The organism is Streptomyces sp. NPDC030183 (assembly GCF_055573455.1).
Genome location: NZ_JBVIBK010000022.1, coordinates 152,685 through 174,463 on the forward strand (window position 1 = coordinate 152,685; position 21,779 = coordinate 174,463).

21 protein-coding genes are annotated in these 21,779 nt (G+C 72.1%); 5 read left to right on the plus strand and 16 right to left on the minus strand.

Going from position 1 to position 21,779, the window contains the following annotated elements:
* The first annotated feature begins 111 nt into the window (after positions 1-111).
* A complete protein-coding gene (locus ACZ4Z2_RS26060; RefSeq protein ID WP_468079119.1) occupies positions 112-3,159 on the plus strand; it encodes an alpha-mannosidase in 3,048 nt (1,015 codons plus the stop codon).
* A 274-nt stretch (positions 3,160-3,433) separates the two neighbouring features.
* Here the strand turns inward: ACZ4Z2_RS26060 and ACZ4Z2_RS26065 are convergent, their stop codons facing one another.
* Entirely contained in the window at positions 3,434-4,759 is a 1,326-nt protein-coding gene (locus ACZ4Z2_RS26065; RefSeq protein ID WP_468079121.1) for an ATP-grasp domain-containing protein, read from the minus strand.
* Between the two features lie 276 nt (positions 4,760-5,035).
* Between ACZ4Z2_RS26065 and ACZ4Z2_RS26070 the strand changes: the two genes are divergently transcribed.
* Together ACZ4Z2_RS26070 and ACZ4Z2_RS26075 are read left to right on the plus strand one after the other, a co-directional pair.
* On the plus strand, positions 5,036-5,947 hold the full coding sequence (locus tag ACZ4Z2_RS26070; protein WP_468079123.1) for a metallophosphoesterase family protein: 912 nt from the start codon (positions 5,036-5,038) through the stop codon (positions 5,945-5,947).
* Positions 5,892-6,596 carry a 4'-phosphopantetheinyl transferase family protein gene (locus tag ACZ4Z2_RS26075; protein WP_468079125.1) on the plus strand — a complete coding sequence of 235 codons (705 nt, stop codon included), beginning with the start codon at positions 5,892-5,894 and terminating at the stop codon, positions 6,594-6,596. Before ACZ4Z2_RS26070 ends, ACZ4Z2_RS26075 begins: the two co-directional genes overlap by 56 nt.
* Before the next feature lie 77 nt (positions 6,597-6,673).
* Here the strand turns inward: ACZ4Z2_RS26075 and ACZ4Z2_RS26080 are convergent, their stop codons facing one another.
* The 5 genes from ACZ4Z2_RS26080 to ACZ4Z2_RS26100 all read right to left on the minus strand — a co-directional run bounded on the left by ACZ4Z2_RS26080 (position 6,674) and on the right by ACZ4Z2_RS26100 (position 10,876).
* Complete coding sequence (locus ACZ4Z2_RS26080) at positions 6,674-6,901, minus strand: hypothetical protein (protein ID WP_468079127.1); 228 nt, start codon at positions 6,899-6,901, stop codon at positions 6,674-6,676.
* 113 nt (positions 6,902-7,014) lie between these two features.
* The gene (locus ACZ4Z2_RS26085; protein ID WP_468079129.1) at positions 7,015-8,439 is read right to left on the minus strand and encodes an FAD-dependent oxidoreductase; all 1,425 of its coding nucleotides are present in this window, start codon (positions 8,437-8,439) and stop codon (positions 7,015-7,017) included.
* On the minus strand, positions 8,423-9,631 hold the full coding sequence (locus ACZ4Z2_RS26090; protein ID WP_468079131.1) for an MAB_1171c family putative transporter: 1,209 nt from the start codon (positions 9,629-9,631) through the stop codon (positions 8,423-8,425). Before ACZ4Z2_RS26090 ends, ACZ4Z2_RS26085 begins: the two co-directional genes overlap by 17 nt.
* Positions 9,632-9,647: 16 nt before the next feature.
* A complete protein-coding gene (locus ACZ4Z2_RS26095; RefSeq protein ID WP_468079132.1) occupies positions 9,648-10,187 on the minus strand; it encodes a toxin-antitoxin system, toxin component in 540 nt (179 codons plus the stop codon).
* Between the two features lie 32 nt (positions 10,188-10,219).
* On the minus strand, positions 10,220-10,876 hold the full coding sequence (locus ACZ4Z2_RS26100; protein WP_468079134.1) for a helix-turn-helix domain-containing protein: 657 nt from the start codon (positions 10,874-10,876) through the stop codon (positions 10,220-10,222).
* A 274-nt stretch (positions 10,877-11,150) separates the two neighbouring features.
* Here ACZ4Z2_RS26100 and ACZ4Z2_RS26105 point away from each other — a divergent pair, with 274 nt between their 5' ends.
* Positions 11,151-11,834, plus strand: coding sequence for an MmyB family transcriptional regulator (locus tag ACZ4Z2_RS26105; RefSeq protein WP_468079136.1), 684 nt, complete (start codon positions 11,151-11,153; stop codon positions 11,832-11,834).
* A gap of 51 nt (positions 11,835-11,885) precedes the next feature.
* Here ACZ4Z2_RS26105 and ACZ4Z2_RS26110 read toward each other — a convergent pair whose 3' ends face one another.
* The 9 genes from ACZ4Z2_RS26110 to ACZ4Z2_RS26150 all read right to left on the minus strand — a co-directional run bounded on the left by ACZ4Z2_RS26110 (position 11,886) and on the right by ACZ4Z2_RS26150 (position 19,274).
* On the minus strand, positions 11,886-12,728 hold the full coding sequence (locus tag ACZ4Z2_RS26110; RefSeq protein ID WP_468079168.1) for an ABC transporter ATP-binding protein: 843 nt from the start codon (positions 12,726-12,728) through the stop codon (positions 11,886-11,888).
* 23 nt (positions 12,729-12,751) lie between these two features.
* The gene (locus ACZ4Z2_RS26115; RefSeq protein WP_468079138.1) at positions 12,752-13,531 is read right to left on the minus strand and encodes an ABC transporter permease; all 780 of its coding nucleotides are present in this window, start codon (positions 13,529-13,531) and stop codon (positions 12,752-12,754) included.
* Complete coding sequence (locus ACZ4Z2_RS26120; RefSeq protein ID WP_468079140.1) at positions 13,528-14,301, minus strand: ABC transporter permease; 774 nt, start codon at positions 14,299-14,301, stop codon at positions 13,528-13,530. Before ACZ4Z2_RS26120 ends, ACZ4Z2_RS26115 begins: the two co-directional genes overlap by 4 nt.
* Positions 14,298-15,269, minus strand: coding sequence for an ABC transporter substrate-binding protein (locus ACZ4Z2_RS26125; protein WP_468079142.1), 972 nt, complete (start codon positions 15,267-15,269; stop codon positions 14,298-14,300). Before ACZ4Z2_RS26125 ends, ACZ4Z2_RS26120 begins: the two co-directional genes overlap by 4 nt.
* 266 nt (positions 15,270-15,535) lie before the next feature.
* On the minus strand, positions 15,536-16,501 hold the full coding sequence (locus ACZ4Z2_RS26130) for a PDR/VanB family oxidoreductase (protein WP_468079143.1): 966 nt from the start codon (positions 16,499-16,501) through the stop codon (positions 15,536-15,538).
* Positions 16,498-16,716, minus strand: a complete 219-nt coding sequence (locus tag ACZ4Z2_RS26135) for a hypothetical protein (protein WP_468079145.1) — start codon at positions 16,714-16,716, stop codon at positions 16,498-16,500. Before ACZ4Z2_RS26135 ends, ACZ4Z2_RS26130 begins: the two co-directional genes overlap by 4 nt.
* A complete protein-coding gene (locus ACZ4Z2_RS26140) occupies positions 16,713-17,783 on the minus strand; it encodes a Rieske 2Fe-2S domain-containing protein (protein ID WP_468079146.1) in 1,071 nt (356 codons plus the stop codon). Before ACZ4Z2_RS26140 ends, ACZ4Z2_RS26135 begins: the two co-directional genes overlap by 4 nt.
* A gap of 97 nt (positions 17,784-17,880) precedes the next feature.
* Entirely contained in the window at positions 17,881-18,099 is a 219-nt protein-coding gene (locus ACZ4Z2_RS26145) for a hypothetical protein (RefSeq protein WP_468079148.1), read from the minus strand.
* Between the two features lie 188 nt (positions 18,100-18,287).
* Positions 18,288-19,274, minus strand: coding sequence for a DUF732 domain-containing protein (locus ACZ4Z2_RS26150; RefSeq protein WP_468079150.1), 987 nt, complete (start codon positions 19,272-19,274; stop codon positions 18,288-18,290).
* Between the two features lie 251 nt (positions 19,275-19,525).
* Here ACZ4Z2_RS26150 and ACZ4Z2_RS26155 point away from each other — a divergent pair, with 251 nt between their 5' ends.
* Positions 19,526-20,227 (plus strand): hypothetical protein, encoded by a 702-nt coding sequence (locus ACZ4Z2_RS26155; protein WP_468079151.1) that lies wholly within the window; start codon positions 19,526-19,528, stop codon positions 20,225-20,227.
* 273 nt (positions 20,228-20,500) lie between these two features.
* Here ACZ4Z2_RS26155 and ACZ4Z2_RS26160 read toward each other — a convergent pair whose 3' ends face one another.
* A complete protein-coding gene (locus tag ACZ4Z2_RS26160) occupies positions 20,501-21,661 on the minus strand; it encodes a hypothetical protein (RefSeq protein ID WP_468079153.1) in 1,161 nt (386 codons plus the stop codon).
* Between the last annotated feature and the right edge of the window lie 118 nt (positions 21,662-21,779).

Below are 21,779 nucleotides of genomic sequence, written 5' to 3' on the forward strand. Positions count from 1 at the left end.
CGCTTTCCGTCCTCCTGTCGTCCCACGGCCCCGTCCTTCCCGACTCCTCGAACCGACTCCTCGACCGCCCGCCCTCCCCCCCCTGCTCCGCCCTCTTCCTGGAGACCTTTCATGCATGACGAACGCCGCCGGATCGAGGAACGCGTAGAGCGCGTCCACACCCAGCGCATCAAGCCCGCGATCTACGCGGCCTCCGTCCCCTTCACGGTGGAGGCCTGGCAGGCGCCGGGGGAGCCCGTCCCCTTCGAGGAGGCCGCAGCCGCCCCGTACACCCCCTTCGCGATGGACACCCCCTGGGGGCCGCCCTGGGGCACGACCTGGTTCCGGATGCACGGCCGGGTGCCCGCCGAGTGGGCCGGCCGCCGGGTGGAGGCCGTGATCGACCTCGGCTTCGTCGGCGACTGGCCCGGCAACCAGGCCGAGGCCCTCGTCCACCTCACCGACGGCACCCCGCTGAAGGCGGTCAACCCGCTCAACCAGTACGTCGCCGTCGGCAACCCGGTCCGCGGCGGCGAGGTGATCGACTACCTCGTCGAGGCGGCCTCCAACCCGGACATCCTCGCCGACAACTTCTCCAAGGTCACCCCGCTCGGCGACATCCTCACCGCCGGCGACAAGCCGCTCTACACCTTCCGGCGCGCCGACCTCGCCATCCTCGACGAGGAGGTCTTCCACCTCGACCTGGACCTCCAGGTGCTGCGCGAACTCATGGTCCACCTCGGCGAGCACGAGCCCCGCCGCCACGAGATCCTGCACGCCCTGGACCGGGCCATGGACGCCGTCGACCTGGACGACGTCTCCGGCAGCGCCACGGCCGTCCGCGAGATCCTCGCCCCCGTCCTCGCCAAGCCCGCCCACGCCAGCGCCCACACCCTCTCCGGCGTCGGCCACGCCCACATCGACTCGGCCTGGCTGTGGCCCATCCGCGAGACCAAGCGCAAGACGTCCCGCACCTTCTCCAACGTCACCTCGCTGGCCGACGAGTACGAGGACTTCATCTTCGCCTGCTCCCAGGCCCAGCAGTACGAGTGGGTGCGCGACAACTACCCGCAGGTGTGGGAGCGCATCAAGAAGGCCGTCGAGAAGGGCCAGTGGGCGCCCGTCGGCGGCATGTGGGTCGAGGCCGACGGCAATCTGCCCGGCGGCGAGGCCGTCGCCCGCCAGTTCGTCCACGGCAAGCGGTTCTTCATCGAGAACTTCGGCATCGAGACCAAGGGCGTCTGGCTACCGGACTCCTTCGGCTACAACGCCGCCTACCCGCAGCTCGCCAAGCTCGCCGGCAACGAGTGGTTCCTCACCCAGAAGATCTCCTGGAACCAGACCAACAGGTTCCCCCACCACACCTTCTGGTGGGAGGGCATCGACGGCACCCGCATCTTCACCCACTTCCCGCCCATCGACACCTACAACGCCCGCTTCAGCGGCGAGGAGATGGACCGCGCCGTCCGCAACTACCAGGAGAAGGGCGCCGGCACCCGCTCCCTCGCCCCCTTCGGCTGGGGCGACGGCGGCGGCGGCCCCACCCGCGAGATCATGGAGCGGGCCCGGCGCCTCGCCGACCTCGAAGGCTCCCCGAAGGTCGTCGTCGAGCACCCCGACGAGTTCTTCGCCAAGGCCCGCGCCGAGTACGAGGACGCCCCCGTCTGGAACGGCGAGCTGTACCTGGAGCTGCACCGGGCGACATACACCTCCCAGGCCCGCACCAAGCAGGGCAACCGCCGCAGCGAGCACAAGCTCCGCGAGGCCGAGCTGTGGGCCACGACGGCCGCGCTCCACGCGCCCGGCTACGCCTACCCCTACGAGAAGCTCGACCGCCTGTGGAAGACGGTCCTCCTCCACCAGTTCCACGACATCCTGCCCGGCTCCTCGATCGCCTGGGTCCACCGCGAGGCCGAGGCCGAGTACGCACGGGTCGCCAGGGAACTGGAGGAGCTGACGACGCAGGCGGTCACCGCGCTCGGCGGCGGGGACGCCCGCGTGTTCAACACCAGCCCCCGCGACCGCGCCGAGGTCATCCGCACCCCCGAGGGCGCGCCGGTGTACGTGGCGGTCCCGGCCAACGGCAGCGCGCCGCTCACCCCCGCCGAGCCCCCGCACCCGGTCACCGTCGACGGCCTCGTCCTCGACAACGGCCTGGTCCGGGTGGAGGTCGCCGAGGACGGCACCCTGGCCTCGGTCCGCGACCTTCTCGCCGACCGCGAGGTCCTCGGCGAGAAGGGCAACCTCCTCCGCCTGCACACCGACCTCCCCAACTACTGGGACGCCTGGGACGTCGACAAGCACTACAGGAACCGCTACACCGACCTGTTGGACGCCGAGTCCGTCACCGTCGTCGAGTCCGACCCGCTGCTGGGCGCCATCCGCGTCGAGCGGTCGTTCGGCAAGGGCTCCCGCATCGTTCAGACGATCACCGTCCGGGCCGGCAGCCGCCGGATCGACTTCGAGACGGACATCGACTGGCACGAGGCCGAGAAGTTCCTCAAGGCCGGCTTCCCGATCGACGTGCGGGCACCGCACTCCTCCGCCGAGATCCAGTTCGGCCACATCCAGCGCCCCACCCACACCAACACCAGCTGGGAGGCGGCCCGCTTCGAGGTCTCCGGCCACCGCTGGGTGCACGTCGCCGAGCCCGGCTACGGCGTCGCGGTGATCAACGACTCCACGTACGGCCACGACGTCTCCCGCACGGTCCGCGAGGACGGCGGTACGACCACCACGGTCCGCCTCAGCCTGGTCCGCGCCCCCCGTATCCCCGACCCCGAGGCCGACCAGGGCAAGCACCGCCTGACGTACGCGCTGCTGCCCGGCGCGACCATCGAAGACGCGGTCGCCGAGGGCTACGCCCTCAACCTGCCGCTGCGGGTCGCCGACGCGGCGGGCGCGCCCGAGCCGGTGGTCTCCGTGGAGGGCGAGGGCGTGACGGTCGAGGCGGTCAAGCTCGCCGACGACGTTTCCGGCGACGTGGTGGTCCGCCTCTACGAGTCCGGCGGCGGCCGCGCCCGGGGCGTCCTGCGCACCGGTTTCCCGCTCGCCGGTGCCCACCTCACCGACCTGCTGGAGCGCCCCCTGTCGGAGGCGGCCACGGACGGCGACGGCGTCCCCGTGACACTGCGCCCGTTCGAGGTGCAGACCCTGAGGCTCAGGGTGGGAAACCGCTGACGCCCCCGGGGCCGCCCCGCACCCCCTGAGCAGCCGCACACCCGGTCGCGGCGGGCACGTCGCCCGCCGCGACCGGGTTGTTTCCCGGGGCGGGGGACGACCGCCCTGCTCCCCGGCGCCGTATCGTGACCCGGGCGGTCACGGTGGACAGTGAAGACGGCGAGAGCGTCGGCCCCCGGCCGGCGGCGTGCCGGGCCGTGACACGGCAGGAGGGCGGCTGTCGGTCAGGACAGCCGCCCTCCTCCGTCGTAGTCGTAGGGGAGCGGTGGGAACCTCAGACGGCCAGGGGCCGGTCGGCGGCCGAGGTGCAGGCCGTGGGCGACGAGGCGCGCGGGGGAGCGTCCGCGGGCGACACGGCGAGCGACCGGGTCTCCACGGGCTCCACCGCGCCCACCGGCACCTCGACCACCACCGGCAGACCCACGGCCCCCGGCCCCTCGACGGCCCTGGGGATGTCCGCGGCGGCCGGCGCGGCGCCCACCACCGGCGCACTCGCACCCTGGCCCACGGGAGCACCCGCGCCCTGGCCCACCGCCGCCTGCGCGGCCACCGCGTCGTCGGCCTGCTGGGGCAGTGTCACCGGACGCACCGGACGGGTCCCCGACACCACGGTGTAGTCCTGTCCGAGGCGGGTGGGCAGCACCTCACCGGTCTCCTCGCCGAGCGCCAGCCGCACCGCGGCCCAGGGCGCGTTGATCCCGCACAGCGCCAGCTGGTGCAGCCCGCCCGCGGGACGCGTGTTCACATCCATCAGCACCGGCCGGTCCCCGTGCATCCGGAACTGGATGTTGGTGAGGTAGTGCAGGCCGAACGACTCGGCGAGCCGCCGGGCCGGCTCGATCCACGCCGGGTTGAGCGAGAAGCCCCGGCGCCGTCCGTTCTTCGTGCGGCCCACCGCCATCCGCACCCGCCCGTCGGTACCGGTGAGGCAGTCGACGGACACCTCCGGCTGTGCGAGGCGCGGCATCACCAGCCAGTCGACGGGCTCACCGGCCTCCCGCAGGGCGGCGACCACCATGTCGAGCGACACGTACGGGCCGGGGAACCCGCTGAGGTGGTCGAGCGAGAAGGGGGCGCGGGTCACCACCCGGAAGCCCACACCGCCCGCCCCGGCCGCGGGCTTGAAGCACGCCCTGTGCCCCTGGGCCTCCAACTCCTCGACAGCCGCGACGAGTTCCTCGGCGTCCGTCACCCGGAACCACGGCGGCACGGGCACCCCGTACGCCTGGACCGCCTCGTACGCGGTCACCTTGTCCTCGAAGACCTCGATCGACTCGGCGGGCGGCGCCAGCAGCGCCGTACCGACGGCCGTGAACTCCTCGCGGTGCGCCGCGATGGCCGCCTGGTGCAGCCGCGGCACGAACACGTCGATCCCGCGCTTGGCGCACTGGTCGAGCGCGTACTCGACGTACGCGGCGGGGGAGAGACCCTCGGGCTCCAGGTCGGCGGTGTCGGCGGCGGCCAGGACGGGGGAGTCGGCGTCGCCGTGCGTGGCATGGATCTCCACCGGACGAGCGTGCGGATTATGCCGCAGCTGATCCATGAAGAAGACGTTCTCCGCGTACGTGCGGTTGAGCCAGACGCGTACGCGAGAGACCATGCAGGCCGCCTTTCTACGGTTCGCGGGCACGGCGGAGCAGGCCGTGCCCGGCCAGGGGGGATGGAGGTACGCCGAACCGCCGACGCGAACGACGGGCGTGACGGTGGTGTTGGGGCAGATCATAAGGCCACCGGGACCCCTGTTGCTGTCACGCGCGTGTTAATCCTCGTGCCACGGGCGCGCCGGAGCGCGGGCAAGCGCTCAGCCAGTCACTCTTGTCCGTCGGTGCGCACTTGTGTTCTCGTGTTGCCATTCGGTGTCGCGGAGGGAGTGAGGGTGGAGTCGACGGTGGACCGGCCCGGGAACCTGCTGGCCATCAGCGATCTGCACATCGGCTATCCCGAGAACCGCGCACTGGTCGAACGGATGCGCCCGGAGACGGACGACGACTGGCTCCTCGTGGCCGGCGACGTCTCCGAGAAGGTCGCCGACATCCGCTGGGCCCTGGAGACGCTCGCCGGACGCTTCGCGAAGGTGGTGTGGGCTCCGGGCAACCACGAACTGTGGACCCACCCCAGCGAGACCATCCCCCACCGCGGCGTCGCGCGGTACGAGCATCTCGTGGCGCTCTGCAGGGAGTTGGGCGTCGTCACCCCCGAGGACCCGTACCCCGTCTGGGAGGGCCCGGGCGGCCCCCTCGTCGTCGCGCCGCTCTTCCTGCTCTACGACTACTCGTTCCTGCCCCAGGGCTGCGCGACGAAGGCCGAGGGCCTGGAGTACGCGCACGGCACCGGCGTGGTCTGCACCGACGAGCACGTCCTGCACCCCGACCCGTATCCGAGCCGCGACGCCTGGTGCCGCGCCCGGGTCGCCGAGACCGAGCGCCGGCTCGCCGAGATCCCCGCCGACCTGCCCACGGTGCTGGTCAACCACTACCCCCTCGACCGGCACCCGACGAACGTCCTGCGCTACCCCGAGTTCGCCATGTGGTGCGGCACCGACCTGACGGCCGACTGGCACCGGCGCTTCCGCGTCGAGGTCATGGTCTACGGCCATCTGCACATCCCGCGGACCACCTGGCTGGACGGGGTCCGCTTCGAAGAGGTGTCCGTGGGTTACCCCCGCGAGTGGCGCCCGCGCCCGGAACCCCCGGGAAGGCTGCGCCGGATTCTGCCGATGGAGGTCGGAACCGTTGATCGAGGAGCTGCTCCCGGAGTCGGTCGTGGCCGTGGAGGCGTACGCCGATGACACGGCCGGGGGAGCCGACGAGATCGAGCTGTACCCGGAGGAGGCGGCGATCGTGGCCCGCGCCGTCGCCAAACGGCGCCGTGAGTTCGCCGTCGTACGGGCCTGCGCCCGGCGGGCCATGGAGAAGCTCGGCGTCCCGCCGCGGCCGATCCTGCCCGGTGAGCGCGGCGCACCCGGCTGGCCGGAGGGTCTGACCGGCAGCATGACCCACTGCGACGGGTACGCGGCCGCCGCACTGGTCCGCGCCGCCGACCTCGCCTCCCTCGGCATCGACGCCGAACCCCACAGCGCCCTGCCCGACGGCGTCCTGGAGGCCATCGCGCTCCCCGCGGAGGAAGCCCGGCTGCGCCGACTCACCGCCGGCCACCCCTCGGTCCACTGGGACCGGCTGCTGTTCAGCGCCAAGGAGTCCGTCTACAAGGCGTGGTTCCCGCTCACCGGTCGCTGGCTGGACTTCTCCGAGGCCGACATCGAGGTGTCCGTCGACCCCGACGGCCACACGGGCGGTCTGCGCGCCGAACTGCTCGTCCCCGGACCGCTGGTGGACGGCCGGCGCCTGACCGCCTTCGACGGACGCTGGTGCGTCCGGCGGGGGCTGGTGGTGACGTCGGTGTCGGTCCCCTTCCCGGAGAACGAGGCACACCGGTGAGTGCCCTCGCGTACGCCCTCACGTAGCCGGTGCCGCACGGCCCGCCGGGCCCGCCGGCGGACCGTGCGGCGGGCGGGTCACAGCCGCGGGCACCAGCTCCGCAGCAGCCGGAAGAACTCCTCCTCGTTGCCCGCGAGACCGGCCTCGGCCAGTGCCCGCTCCGCCTCGGCGAGCGCGGCGGTCGGCACCACGGGTGGTCGCCTGCCCTCCGGCGGCCCGTCGAACGCGGCTCGTACGGTCCCCAGCAGCCGCAGATATGCCTGGACGGCGGTCCGCTCGCGGTCGGTCAGTACGGCGGTCGGCATCGGACGGCTCTCCCCTCGTTGGATGAGTGACACGCCCCCAGCTTGCCGCCCGGCACTGACAATCCCGTTCCGGCGCAGGCCGGTTCGCCCGGCCGGCGGACGGCACGACCGCCCTACCGCGCCGCCCCCAGCACGGTCTCCCGCTCACGGTCCGTCAGCGGTGGCGCCGCCAGCGGGTCCTTGACCGGGCCCCGCAGCACCGCGAGGACGACCTCCGGCCTGACCAGGGCGGCAGCCGGGGCGGAGAGGGTGATCACGCCGAGGAAGGCCCGGAAGACCAGGGGCCGCCCCACCGCCGTACGCATCAGCCGGTCCACATACAGCCCGAAGAGCCTGCGCAGGGCGTTCGGACGCTTGCCGATGGCCTCCGGATAGCGGATGTCCGTGGCGGTGGCCAGCTCCCAGGCGAGCGCCACCGGTACGGCGACGGCCCGCTGGATCCGGCGCGCCAGCCCCGGCGCGGTGATCCCGTGCTCGGCGACCTTCTCCCGCAGCCCGAGGGCGCCCTGCGCGGCGACCGACATCCCGTGCCCGTAGATCGGGTTGTACGTCGCCACCGCGTCGCCGATCGCCACGAACCCGTCCGGCCAGCGGGACACCTTCTCGAAGAAGCGGCGCCTGTTGATCGTGCTGCGGGTGACCACCACCTCGGTCAGCGGCTCGGCGCGGGATATCAGCTCGCCCACGACAGGATGTCTGACGCCGCGCGCGAACTCCTCGAACTCCTCCGCCTTCGCGGTCGGTTGACCGCCGCGGGTGCCCGACAGGGTCACCAGCCAGCGTCCGCCCTCGACGGGCACCAGCGTCGCGCTCCGCGCCGGCACCGGGTCCGCCGCGTTCGGCTGGACGTTCACCACCGGGTAGTCCTCGGTGCCCTCGGGCGCCCGGAAGAGCCGGCTGGCGTACACCAGCCCGGAGTCGACCTCCTCCATCGGCGCGGGCGGCACCCCCAGCGCGTCGAGCCAGGCCGTGCCCCGCGAGCCCCGCCCGGCGGCGTCCACCACCAGGTCGGCGGGCAGCACCCGCTCCTCGCCGTCGGCCATCCGCACCCGTACACCGGTCACCCGGGACGCGTCGCCCGCCAGGCCCAGGATCTCGGTGCGCTCCAGCACGGTCACCCGGGGACCGGCCAGCAGCCGGGCACGGACCACCGACTCCAGCAGATCCCGGCTGCACGCGATCATGAACTCCATCTCGGGCCAGCGCCGGATCCAGCCCTGCGCCGACAGCGATACCAGCCCCGTCGGCAGCGGGATGCGCCGGGCCCCGGCGGCCACCCACGCCTCCGTCACCCCGGGCAGCAGCTCCTCCATCGCGCGGGCCCCGCCGGACCACAGCAGATGGGCGTGCCGGGCCTGCGGGACGCCCTTGCGGGCCTCGGGGCCCTCGGGCAGCGCGTCACGCTCGACGAGGGTGACCTCGGCGTGGTCGCGCAGCGCGGCGGCGGCCAGCAGGCCGGCCACGCCCGCGCCGACGACGACGGCACGCCGTCCGGCGAAGACCGCCGACTCGTGTGGACCGCTAACGGGTTCGCTCATGGAAGTCGCTTCCTGACCTGGTCGCGGCGGCCCATTCGCGGGCGGCCGCTACGACGGGGGACTGACGCAGGGCGATGGACATCCGCACCAGGTCACGGGGGTTCTCGGCGGGCAGCGTGGGCGTGTCGGCGACCGCCGAGCTGATGACCCGGCCCTCCGGGTCGTCCTGCCGGGCCCGCACCGCCGCCGTCAGCATCGCCGCGTCGGCCTCGGCCCGCGCCTGCACGGGCTCCGAGCCCGCCGCGACGGCCGCCTCGTAGGCCCTCGCGCGCACCTCGGAGTCGAAGTACGGGTAGAGGCTGAGCATGCCGTCGTGGATGTCGGACTCCCGCTGCGTCATCTGCAGCTGCGCGGGCGCCCACCAGGAGATCCGCACCTCGTGGCCGGCCTGGGCCCACACCGGCCGCAGCTCCCGCCACAACGGGCCGAGCCTGCGGTACGTGGACCAGGTGGTCCAGGCGTCGCCGATGCGCTGCCCGGCGAGCGGCAGACAGAAGCCGACCGCGCTGACCTGGGCGCCGATCGACGCCAGCGCGGGGGCGAGATAGGTGCTCAGGCCGTCCAGGTCGTCGCCCTGCCAGCGGGCGGCGACGGCGACCAGCTTGGCCGCCGCGAAGGAGACGTTGACGAGGTAGCCGAACGTGATGATCAGCAGGCCGGCGCGCAGCCAGCCGCTCACCTGGAGCGCCCAGCGCCAGCACATGACGTGCATGGCGACGCCCGCGACGGTGAGTCCGACGAGATACAGCACGATCATCTCGCGCAGGAACGGTGTGTTGGCGTAGTACGTGTCGAAGTCCCGGACCCGCTCCAGCGGGGCGTTCCCGAGCACGAACAGCACCACGATCGCCGCGCACACCGCGGCGTAGCCGGCGATCCAGCGGCGTGACAGCCGACGGGTGACCTCGGGCGGGCCGCCCCGCCAGTTGGTGATCAGCACCAGACAGGAGCCGCTGAACGCGCTCAGCAGGACGTACACCAGGGCGGCCGACAGGTTGGTGATGCCGGTCAGGCGGTTGACCTCGGTGATCGTCGGGGGCGCGGCGAAGAAGAAGACCAGGGTCGCCAGGGTCATCAGGGCGCACACGGACCTGATCAGGGGGTCGCCCCAGTTCCGCAGCAGCGCGGGCATCTTCAGGGCGAGGGCGACCGCCATCGCGGCGGCCGGTACGTAGTAGCTGTGCCCGTCCATGGTGTCGGCGGCTGCCTCAGCCCTGCGGGCCGCGGTAGCCCAGCGAGGCCCCGATCCGGCCGGCCAGGTGATCACGCCGCACGGGCCCGCGCAGCGCGGAACCGGCCAGCCACGTACGGCACTTGCTGGCGAGCAGCAGACCGAAGCTCTCCGCCTCCTGCTCGTCGGTCTGGTCGAAACGGGTGCGCGCGGCCACCTTCAGGACCGTCGCCTGGAGGTCGGCGTCCACGTTCGATAAGCGCGCGGCGACCGCGGCGCCCTCCGCACCCTCCACGGGGTGGCCGCAGTGCCCGGCCTGCATGTGCCACAGCTCATGGCCGAGAATCACCAACTGGTGGTCGGGGGCGGTGCGTTCCTCGATGACGACGAGGTCCTGGTCGGCCATGTCCAGCCAGAGGCCGCTGGCCGTGCCCGGCGGGAAGACGGCCGTACGGTAGTGCACGGGACGGCCGCGGCGTCTGCTCATGGCGTCGCACAGGGCGCTGTAGAGGTCGGCGGGGTCCGCCGGCGCCGGGAGCGTCAGCTCACCGACCAACTCGCCGCACAGACGGCGCATTTCCTTTCCGATGCCCACAGATCTTCCCCCGGTCAGGACTCGGGCCGCTTGACGCTCTCCAGCAGCATGTCCAGCCACTCCGCCACCTTGTCGCGGTGCTGGTCGGTGGGCAGCTGGGCCGCCCGCCAGGCGATGGAGCGCACACCGTGGTTCTGCAGCAGCCGCTGCAGCGGGTCGTCGGCGGCCTCGGCCGCCGCCCGCTCACGGTCGGCGAGCTGCTGGAGGAGCTCCTGCTCGGTGCGCATCAGCGCGCTCGCCAGGGCCTCCGGGTCCTCGGCGGTGAGGAAGCCCGCGTGGACCCGGAAGAAGCGCTGGATGGCGTCGCAGTGTTCCATCGTGGGCCGCCGGTCGCCGTTGATCAGGGCACCGGCCTGCTGGCGCGACATCCCCGCGCCGTCGGCGATCTCCTGCTGGGTGTACTTGCGGCCGTTGGGCTTGAGCCGGGTGCGCCGCAGCAGGTCCAGACGTTGCAGGAAGCGGGCCTGGATGTCGGGCTCACCGGCGCGCTGCCCGCTCAGCAGGGCCTTCACCACCGCCTCGGGGACACCGGACGCCACCGAGAGCCGCCGGGGGTCGAAGACCTCCGCGTGCGCCACGTCCAGCTTGTCCGCCAACGCGGTGACGCGGGCCACGACGGCCGGCAGCAGAACCGTCGCCGTGGCGTCCGGAACCTCGAAGCCATCCGTCACCGACAGATCTCCTACGTCTCTCTCAGGCCAATTTCGCGGTACTGCGGAATCCGTGGATCCAAGCCTGGCGCGAGACCCTGGTCCCGGCAAGTACACCGTGAACTGCGGGGAGACTAGCCGCTTCGTCGAACTCACATCCAGGTCTCGCCACAACTGTGGCGAGATTCAGCCGTCAACCGACGCCAAATGCCACGATAGTTGACATGGCTCCGCCGGGGGCAGGAGGATCAAGGCGCCGCGTGAAGGCCGCATAGGCAAGAGGGGTGACCTCCCGATGGCATATCAGGCAGGAGGGCAGCGGTCGGTGCCGCGGCCCGTCCCCGACACTCTCGAAGCCCAGGAAGCACAGGCGTATCTCCAGGACTACGCCGTGATGCTGGACTCGGTCCTCTTCCCGTCGGTCGTGCTCGACCACCGCTGGGACGTCGTCCTGGCGAACGCCGCGTTCCGGGCGGTCTTCACCGGAGTGGGACCGCACCCGACGGCCATGCCGGACGACAACTTCCTCCGCTTCGTGCTCTTCCACCCGGACGCCGCCGCGGTCCTCGGGGACCACGAGTCCAGTTGGTGCCTGCCGATGCTCGCCCACTTCGCCGCCGCCGTGGAGCGGCACGCCCAGGACCGGGGCCTGCAGTCGATCCGCCGGGACATCGCCCAGGACCCCATCATGGACGCCGCCTACCGGCACGGCCTGCCGCACTGGCTGCGCACGGTCGGCCCCGCCGCCGTACGGCACGACGGCGCCGTCCGCCCGCTCGTCCACCCGGACCCCCGCTGGGGCGCCACCCACTGCCGCGTGGTCGACGAGACCCCGGACACCCTCCGCGACCTGGGCTACACCCGGATGACCCTCGTCCTGCGCGAGACCAGTCGGCAGCCCGACTCCCCGCGCCGGCAGCGACGCTCCCGGCGGGCCTCCGCGGGCCATCTCAGCGTGGTGCCCTCACCGGGCCGGTGAGCCGCACCCCCTCCGGTGCCGCCGGCGTTCAGGTCGCCGACGGCACCGGGGTCAACCCTTCTCCGGCACGACGTCCGGCACGACCTCCGGCCGGGCCGCGTCCGCCGGGGCGCCCCGCTTGGCCGTCTGGATCTGCTCGTACACCTGTGTGCGCAGTTCGGCGAAGCGCGGGGCGGCGCGGGTGTGGAGCTGGTCGCGGTCCGCGGGCAGGTCGACGGAGAACTGCCGTTGGACGACGGTCGGGGAGGCGGACAGGACCAGGACCCGTTCGCCCAGGTAGACGGCCTCGTCGATGTCATGGGTGACGAACAGGACCGTGATGCCCCGCTCCCGCCACAACCCCCGGACCAGGTCCTCCAGATCGGCCCGTGTCTGCGCGTCGACCGCGGCGAACGGCTCGTCCATGAGCAGGACGTCCGGCTCGTAGGCGAGAGCGCGGGCGATGGCCACGCGCTGCTGCATACCGCCGGACAGCTGCCAGGGGTACGCGCCCGCCGCGTCGCCGAGGCCGACCGACGCGAGGGCGTCGTCGACCAGCTCACGGCGCCGGTCCCCGGCCAGTTTCTTCTGCTTCTTCTGCCTCAGGGGGAGTTCGACGTTGTCGCGGACCCTCATCCAGGGGAAGAGACTGCGCCCGTACTCCTGGAAGACCACCGCCATGCCCGGTCGCGGGCCGCTCACCGGCCGCCCCTCCAGCCGCACCTCACCGGAGGTCGCGGCCAGCAGCCCCGCCACGCACTTCAGCAACGTGGTCTTGCCGCAGCCCGACGGCCCTACCAGGCAGACCAGTTCACCCCGGTCGACGGTGAAGGTGAGGTCCCGCACCGCCTCCACGCGCCGCCCGGAACCCTCGTAGACCTTCCTCAGGCCCGACACCTCCAGGAGGGGCCGCACGTCCCGCCGCTCCCCGCCGCCTGTCACGACGGCCTCCGGTCGGACGCGCGCAGGCCGTGGTACCAGCCGAGGACCCGCCGTTCGACCAGGCGGAAGGCGACGGACAGCAGGAAGCCGAGAACACCGAGGACGAGGATGCCGGTCCACATGTCGGGGATCGCGAACCCGCGCTGGAACCGCACGATGGTGTGGCCGAGGCCGTTGCCGGCCGCGGTCATCTCGCTGATGACCATCAGGATGATGCCGATCGACAGGGCCTGGCGCAGCCCCGCGAAGATCTGCGGGCCCGCGGAGGGCAGGACGACGGTCCGCAGCCGCGCGACCCCCGTGACGCCGTACGACCGGGCCGTCTCGGACAGGACCGGGTCCACCGCCCGTACCCCCTCGACCGTGTTGAGCAGGACCGGCCACACGCAGCCGCAGGCGATCACCAGGATCCTCATCGTGTCGCCGATGCCCGCGAACAGCATGACGACCGGCACCAGGACGGGCGGCGGCACCGCCCGCAGGAACTCCAGCACCGGCTCGCACACCGCCCGCACCCGCCGGTGCGTGCCGATGACGGTACCGAGCGCGATCCCGGCCACGGCCGCACCGGCGTAACCGGCCGCCAGCCGCAGCAGACTCGGCAGGACGTCCTCGCGCAGCCGCTCGGCGGTCCACACGTCGGGGAAGGCGGTGAGGATCGTGCGCAGCGGCGGCCAGTAGGGGTCGACGCTGTCGTCCGACGCCAGCCACCACACGGCGACCAGCACCAGCGGCAGGGTGAGGGCGAACGCCGCCCGCAGCAGCACGGCCCTCACACCGTCACCTCCCCGCGCACCGACTGGTGCCAGGACAGCGCGCGCCGTTCCACCGCTCGCGCGCCCACATTGATCAACAGCCCCAGCACCCCGGTGACCACCACCAGCGCGTACATCTCCGGCACCGCCTGCGAGGTCTGCGCGACCGCGATGCGCTGCCCCAACCCCGGCGCTCCGATGACGAGTTCGGCCGTCACGGCCAGGATCAGGGCCACGGCGGCGGCCAGCCGGACCCCCGTCATCACATACGGCAGGGCCGTGGGCCACAGCACGTGCCGGACCCGCGCCCAGGTGCCGAGCCCGTAGCAGCGGGCCGTCTCCTCAGCGACCGGGTCGACGTCCTGGACGCCGTACAGGGTCTGGATCAGGACCTGCCAGAAGGACGCGTAGACCACCAGCAGCAGCACCGACCGCAGTTCCGTGCCGTACAGCAGGACCGCCAGCGGGATCAGGGCGACCGACGGGATGGGGCGCAGGAACTCGATCGTGGAGGCCGTCGCCTCGCGCAGCCACGGCACGATCGCGATGACCACGCCCGCCAGGACCCCGGCGGTCACCGCGATCAGCAGGCCCACCGCCCAGCCGGTGAGCGTGTCGCCGAGCGCGGTCCAGAACGTGCCGTCCGACAGTTCGCCCGCCAGCGCGCCGGCGACCCGGCTGACCGGCGGGAAGTACGCGTCCCCGACGACTCCGAGCCGTGGGACGGCCTCCCACAGCGCGAGGAATCCCGCGAACCCGGCCGCGCCGAGGACGGTGTCCGCACCTCTCACGGCAGCAGCTCGTCCAGGTCCGGGGCCTTCTCGAACAGGCCGTCCCGCTGCCCCAGTCCGGCGAGCCGCTCGATGGAGGCGCGGTTCGGTTCGGCGGGCCAGCGGGGCAGGACGACCGTGCTCAGCAGACTGTCCGGGATCTTCGTGTACGTCGTGATGATCTCGCGGACCTCGTCCGGATGCCTGTCGGCGTAAGCGAGCGACTCCGCCGTCGCCTCCTGGAACTTCTTCACCACCTCCGGGTTCTCGCGGGCGTACTCCCGCGAGGTGAAGTACATGGCCACCGTGAGGTCCGGCGACACGTCGACGAAGTTCGAGGCGAGGACCGTGCCGCCCTGCGACTTGATGGTGGCGAGGGCCGGCTCCACGGCACAGGCCGCGTCCACGTGGCCGCCGGCGAGCGCGGCCGGCATCTGGTCGAAGGGCAACTCGACGTACTCCACCTTCGAGGGGTCGCCGCCGTCCTTGCGTACCGACTCGTTGACGGAGGTGTCGCAGATGTTGCCGAGGGTGTTGACCGCGACCTTCCGGCCCGCCAGGTCCTTCGCTGACTTCAGCGGGCTGCCCTTCTTCACGGCGATCCCCGCGAAGTCGGCGCCCTGCTTCCCCGTGGAGGCCACCCCGTTGGCCACGGCCTCGACCGGCATGTTCTTGGACCGCGCGACCAGCAGCGAGGTCATGTTGCTGAACCCGAAGTCGACCTGCCCGGCGACCACGCCAGGCAGGATCGCCGCGCCGCCCTGCGCGAGGGTCGGCTCCAGCTTCAGGCCGCGTTCGCTGTAGAAGCCCTTCTTCTGGCCCAGGTAGATCGGGGCCACGTCGATGATGGGAATGACGCCGATCTTGACGGTGGTGGTGCCGCCGGACCTCGCGTCGCCGTCCCCGTCCCCGGACGAGTCGGACGAACCGCAGGCCGCCGCGGAGACACATAAGACTCCGGCCGCGAGACCGATGAGCAGACGACGCATGACTCCCCCTGACGGGACCGCTCTTCGACGGACCGTGCGCAGACCGCACAGAAGTGCTCAGCGGGAAGGTAGAACGCGGCTGGTTGGCGGGTCAATGCCCTTGCTCTGCATGGCCGTTGACGGTCGCGTACGCCGCGACCCGCTCCCGCACCTGCTGGCCGCGGTCGCCCGCATCGAGGCCGACCTGTGCGCGGCGGGCAGGGCCGCGGGCCGCGCCGGAGCCCCGGTCGGGGTCGCCGGCGCGGCCGGTGGCGGTGGCGATGGTGCTACAGGTCGAGCACCAGTCGGGGGCCCCGGCACCGGGACACGCAGATGAGCATGGTCTCCCCGGCCTCGCGCTCCTCGTCGCTCAGCACCGAGTCACGGTGGTCGGGGGTGCCGTCCAGGACATCCGTCTCGCACGTCCCGCAGGTGCCCTCCGTGCACGAGTACAGCACCTCGACCCCGGCGGCCCGCACGGTGTCGAGGACCGATACCCCGACCGGCACGGTCACCGTCCTGCCCGACCGCTCCAGCACGACCTCGAACTCGCTGTCAGGGCCGGTCTCCTGCTCCTTCGGCTGGAACCGTTCCACCCGCAGCGCCCGCCCCGGGCACCGCTCCTCGACCGCGTCGAGCAGCGGGCCGGGGCCGCAGCAGTAGACGAGGGTCTCCTCGGGCAGTTCGTCGAGCACCGGGCCGAGGTCGAGAAGTCCCGTCTCGTCCTGCGGGGCGACGGTCACCTTGCCCCCGTACGCGGCCAACTCGTCCTGGAACGCCATCGATCGGCGGCTGCGCCCGCCGTACAGCAGCGACCACTCGGCTCCCGCGGCCTCGGCGGCGGCCAGCATGGGCAGGATCGGCGTGATGCCGATGCCTCCGGCCACGAAGCGGTAGCGGGGCGCGGGCTCCAGGGCGAAGTTGTTGCGCGGCCCGCGCACCCGTACCTTGTCTCCCTGGCTCAACTCCGTGTGCACGTACGCCGATCCACCACGTCCGTCCGGCTCCCGGAGGACCCCGATCCGCCAGGTGTACCGGTCCGCCGGGTCACCGCACAGCGAGTACTGCCGCTCCAGCTCGGGCCCGAGCAGCACATCGATGTGCGCTCCCGGCTCCCATGAGGGGAGTTCCTCGCCGAGCGGGTGGCGCAGGGTGAGGACGAGGACGCCGTCGGCGGCCAACTCCCTTTTCTCGACGACGAGTTCGGCCCCGTAGGACGACGCGGGTGACGACGAGGGCGATGTCGAGATCATGAGCTGCTTCCCTGGGGCTCGTGTCCGTGCGGCTCGTGTGCGTGCGGCTCGTGTCCTTGGGGGTGGGCGAGCATCCACTCCCACATCTCGATCGGGTCCTGCGAGGTGTGCTCGCGTCCGCAGTGACAGGTGCCGTGCAGCACGTCGGTGCCGGGCAGCCAGTCGACGCGGTAGATCTCACCGGTCCGGAACGGAGTGGCGGAGGAGGCGCTCACTGGACCTTCTCCACCGGCTTCGCGCCCTCCTCGACCAGCCGGGCGAGGATACGGCGGGCGGCCAGACCACCGGTGTCGATGTTGATGCTCAGCTCCTGGTAGCCCGTGCGCTCGGTACCGAGCGTCTTCTGCAGCAGGTTGAGCGCGTCGACGTCCTGCATCACGACGGTGTGGTTGTTGGTCCGCAGGAACTCGGTGACCTCGTCATCGTCGGTCGCCCAGTCACGCGAGACCATCCAGAAGTCGTACACCTTGCCGTCGGTCGAGGGGGTGATGGCGTACGTGACCTCGGTGTGGAAGCCGTTCGGGTCGCTGCCGTCCGCCTCGGGGACCACACCGACCGGGGCGACCCGGCTGTGCAGCAGGTACAGGCAGGGGGCGAAGTACTCGATGTCCTGCCAGCGGGTGATGCGGCCGGAGATGCCGGTGGACCTGGCGTAGAACGGCGGGCACTCGGCGTCGTCCATGTGCCGGCTCACCCGGACGATGCCGGCGCCCTCGTCGACCTCGGTGGTGATCGGTGTCTCGGCGACCTCCGGGGTGCCGATGTAGCCGCCGTGCAGATACGTCTCGTGCGACAGGTCGAGCAGGTTGTCGACGAGCAGCCCGTAGTCGGCGTCGATCGGTTCCATGCCGCGCACGGTGACCCAGCCGGGGGAGTCCAGGTGCTTCGCCCGGGGGATCGTCTGCGGGTCGGCGAGCGCCGGGTCGCCTATCCACACCCAGATCAGGGAGTCCTGCTCGACCACCGGGTACGAGGCGAGCCGCGCGGTCCGCGGAACGCGCTTCTGCCCCGGCACGTACACACAGGTGCCCGTCGTGTCGTACGTGAAGCCGTGGTAACCGCACACGATCCGGTCGCCGTCGAGCCGGGTCGGGGCCTCGGACAGCGGGTACCGCCGGTGCACGCACCGGTCGTGCAGCGCGACGGGCGTGCCCTCCTCCTCCGTCCGGTAGAAGACGAGCGACTCACCGAGGATCGTCCGGCCGAGCAACTCCCGCCCGACCTCATGGGCGTAGGCGGCCACGTACCACTGGTTCCTGGCGAAGGCGGTCATGTGAGGCATGGGGTTCCCGTCCCTGTCGGCGGGGCGCCCTCGCCCCGCGTGCCGTGGTTGGACTCAGGGTCCTGACGGGCGTGGTTGCCGCGCAAGGCGGCTTCTGTCAGACGGAAGCGTCTTCACGAAAGAGCACCTGAGACCCGCTGGCCCGGTCCACCCGCCACCGCACAGCGGGCACGTCCGGTATGTCGATGGCGGCGATACGGTCGGACAGTCCGCGGTCCCCGAAGCGGGCCGCGTCCACCGCCAGGATCTGGCGCCGGGCGGCCCAAAAATGAAGATCACCGGCCGTGATCAGGACGGTAGCCGTGCCCACCGACATCCACGGCGGGTGCACGCGCCCCCTAGGCCCTGTCGTCGAATTCCCACCTACCCCGCGACGACAGGGCCTAGCGAATCCCGCCAGCCGACATCGTCCGGGCGCACGCTCCACTGCGCGGGCCACCGGTTCTCCCCGCGGAAGACCAGTTGTCCGTCCTCAAGGTCCAAGGCTTAGGTGCGTGGGAGCGCTCAGCCGTCCGTTCCAGCAGCACCTGGGCCGGGCTGGTATCCGCACCCGAAGTACACGAACTGCCCGGGCTGGACACGTACCTCGGTACGCTCCCAGCGGTAGATCCCGCTCTGCTCGCCCTCGTAGGCAAAGGTGTCTCCCGCCTCTATGGTGACGACCGGGTCTGCCGTCACGTCGCCGAAGGTTCCCCACTCGTCCTCGTCCGGGTATCCGTCGGCGAACCAGCGCTGTTGCAGTTGAGCGCGGACGGCGTACGACGAGGTGTTGTGGACCTCGACGCTGTACGAGGCCGTGTGAATCAGGTCGTCGCCCGACTGTTCCCCGACTGAGGCTGTCACCTCCAGGGCGTGGGCTGACGGACAGTCTTCTTCCTGTTTGGTCGGCACCGGTTCGCTGTAGACACCGTCGGTCACCGCTGCCATCTGGGCAGGGCAGTAGAACGTGGTTGCCTCCACGATGAACCCGGCCTGGTCGACCGGGTCGGTCAGGGGAAGTCCCACGGCGTCGGGCACGTCATTCATGTCCGTGCCGTTGGTGAGCGCCGTGCAGACGGCTTTCGCGTCTTTGATGACGGCCGTACGGAAGTCGGATACGTCGCTGCCGCCAGGCATGGACGACATGACGCCGTAGGACACGGTGCCGCTGGGCCAGGTCGAGAACGATGCGACGTCACCGACAAACGCGGTGTCGCGCGCGGCATGGGAAGTGAACTGCGGAACCGCGACATATGGCGGCCCGTCACTCGGCGAGGCCACGCTCTCCGACGCGGAGGTCCTCAGCGGAGCGGGGCCGGGCTGTGGACGGGCGTCGTCGGTGTGTCGGTCGACGACCATGGCAGCCCCGGCGACGAGCGCGAGAACAGCCGCCCCGGCCCCGGCGACCCACCGCCGGCGGTGTCTGGCGCCGGTCGACACCGAGGACTCGGCGGCGCCAGGAACGCTGCGGGTTGGTTCTGCCTCGCCCGGTCCCGGTCGCCCGTCAGACATGATCGGCGTTTCCCCCTGTGACCTCACGGCTCCCACTGGCCGAAGGCGATCATCCTAACCTCGAGGTTTCGTGACGGTCCGCCGACGGAGTCGGTGGACCGTTTTCGTGCCGCGGGCTGAGGTTGTGCATGCCCAGGACCCGGGTGTCGGGCTCGGGGTGGCGCCGGGTTCCACTGTTCCGGGTGTTGGGGTGCTGTCGTAGGGACGGGAGTCCGTCGGTCAGCCGGGGTTCGGCAGGAGTGTTGCACGGAGTGCCGTTGACCGAGCAGGTCATCGAGGTGGTGCGGCGTGATCCGACGGCCGCCGCGCTGCCGTACCTGCTGCCGCACGTGAACGTGCCCTGGGTGGAGGACGGCGTCCCCCGGCCGATGCCCGAGGACGTACTCGCTGACTTCGTGTTCCCGTCCGGTCGCCCGCTGCCGCCCAGCCTGCGCGCGTGGTTGGCGTACGACATCACCCTGCTTGAGCGCCACCAGTGGTTCGCCCCGGACGGAGGGTTCGTGCCACGGCCGCTGGACCAGGTCGTCGCGGACGAGATGGGTGACTTCTGGGGCACGGAGTTCTCCTGGCTGACCGGGCACTTTCCCGAGTGCTTCCTCCTCCCCGGCGGCTCGGACTCCCGCCGCGTCCTGGCCGTCACCGAGCCGGACGAGGAGGGCGAGTACCCGGTGTTCGCCCTCGACCTGGACGACATGCCGTACCTGGGACTCATGTACCCGGGCTTCGACGTCTACCTGGCCGACACGGCGGGGCTGCTGGACCTGGGCAAACGGCAGACCTACACGGACCTGATCGACCACGGGACCTACGGCCCCCGGATGCGCCGGCACGCCACCCAGTGCTTCGTGGGGGAGACCTGCGTCGAGTACCCCTTCGAATCCACTCCGCTGTTCGCGCGGCTGTACCCCGAAAAGGCCCTGCGCAGCCCCCGGCGCGGAAACACCGCAGGCTGAGGCTTTCAGCCACTGCCGGATGGCCTGTTCTCCGGAAGCCGTCACGAAGAAGTGACACCACGGAAACCGGCCGCCGGTGTCGGTTCGACGGGCGCGGCGGGGCTGAAATCCTGCTCGGACACCCCGGGAAGACCGTGCGGTGGGCTGGAGAACCCCCCGCGCATCCAACAGCCGGCGGCGTGCCGAGCCGTCGGGCGGCAGTCCGCGGAGCCCGCCTGCCTCCCCGGAAGCCCCGGGAGCCCCAGGAGCCCCGGGCGGTCCGGGCGGTCCGGCTCAGGCCTCCAGGCGTTCGGTGTATGCCTCGGTCGGCGGGTAGGGGCTGGGGCTCGTCATGCCGACCGAGAAGAAACCGGCGGTGCCCGGGACGGGCGTCACGTCATTGAGGTACGGCCCCGGAGCCGTACCGGCCGAGCCCCGGACCACGGTCCAGGCGTCGCCGTCCCGGCGCAGATACGTGCTACGGCCCTGGTCCTGGAAGTTCCAGCCCGAGATCCAGGCGGCGCGGCCCCGCGCGTCGCCCGCGATCCCGCTCAACGACCCGAGGGCGAAGCCCACTTCGGGACGGGTCCAGGCGGCGCCGTCCCAGTGGGCCAGGACGGGGTTGCCCGACCGTCCCGGCGGTCCGCCGACACCCGCCTCGGTGCCCACCGCCCACACGTCGTCCGGGGCGGCCGCGTGGACGTCGGCGATGCCCAGGCGCAGGCCCGCGATCGGAGGGAGGACCGTCCATGCCCCGTCCCAGCGGGCCACGAGGCCGGACCAGCCACCGCCGCTCGACCGGTCGCCGCCCACCCAGACCTCGCCGGGCGCGCGCACGAGGACCCGGTACACGTGGGAACTGCCGACGGGCAGCGGGTCCAGCCATCGCCACCGCCGACCGTCCCCGTGCAGCAGCCGCGGGGCGCCGCCCCGGGTGCCGCAGACCCACACCTGCCGATCGGGGCCGACCGCCACCGACGTGAGCCGGACGTCCGGTTCGCCCCGGCCGGGGAACGAGGCCTCGCGCCAGGTGGTCCCGTCCCAGCGCAGCAGGGGGCTGCCGTTCCCGGCCGGCTGGGCCACGCACCAGGCGGAGGCCGAGCAGACCCCGGCGACATCCCACAGCCGGGTGTGCGTGAGAGGGGACAGGTCGGTCTTCGTCCAGCCCGCCCCGTTCCACAGCATGGCCAACCCTCGCTGCTGTGCCTGGGCGGCGAGGTTCTCCTCGCCCACGGCCCAGGCCAGCCGGGGCCCGGCGACGGCGATACGGCGCAACTGCGCGGCGGGAGTGCTGCCGGGGGCCGGCACAGCCTGCCAGCCCTCGGCGCGGGGCGGCGGTACGGCACGCCGTTCCTCGGCGCGGGGCGGTGGTGCCGCGGCCGGTGACGGGGCGGGGCCGAGCGCGAGCCCTCCGAGTGTGCCGACGGTCCCCGCCACGAATCGCCTTCGCCTCACTGCTGGCCCCCTCCGAACGGATCGGACACACAGGAGGCACCACCGTGCAGCAGCGGACCTGTGACGGCTAGCCATGCGGATGACAAAGCGTGCGATCCGCCGCAGCCGCACGCCCGGG